This window comes from Serratia sp. J2, from assembly GCF_046269175.1.
Lineage (GTDB): Bacteria > Pseudomonadota > Gammaproteobacteria > Enterobacterales > Enterobacteriaceae > Chania > Chania fonticola_C.
Window position 1 is genome coordinate 1 of record NZ_JBKABN010000108.1, and the last position, 531, is coordinate 531.

Below are 531 nucleotides of genomic sequence, written 5' to 3' on the forward strand. Positions count from 1 at the left end.
GGTCGTGACGCAGAGTTAGTGTTGTTGTATGCTTCGCTTTTTGGGTAACTGATGGCAAAGATTGATGTGGTTTGTCCCCGTTGTTCTGAAACTCAGGGTGTTATCCGAAACGGTCATTCCAGCTCAGGAACGCAACTCTATCGCTGCAAACAATGCCTGAAGACCTTCCAGCTCAGCTATCGCTACAACGGAGCTAAACCCGAAACCCATCAGACCATTATTGATATGGCGATGAACGGCTCCGGATGCCGCGATACGGCAAGGGTATTGAAGATAAGCCTCAACACCGTTCTCCGTCATCTAAAAAACTTGCCCCGCATCAGGTAGCGCAAAACGTTGAGCCAGGGGCAGAAGTCGTTATCTGCTGTGAAGCCGATGAGCAGTGGTCGTATGTCCGCTGTAAAGGCAATCCGCGCTGGCTGTTCTATGCCTATGACCGTATCCGAAAGCGCGTCATCGGCCACGTATTTGGCCCGCGAAATGCTCTGACACTCAAGCGTCTTCTGGTTTTGTTGGGCCAGTTTACCAGTT

Annotated in this window: 1 pseudogene; it reads left to right on the top strand. The window is 51.0% G+C overall.

Features of this window, described 5'->3' with window-relative positions:
* Positions 1-51 precede the first annotated feature (51 nt).
* Positions 52-531: pseudogene (locus tag ACKWMY_RS28285) on the top strand (IS1 family transposase); the annotation flags it as partial.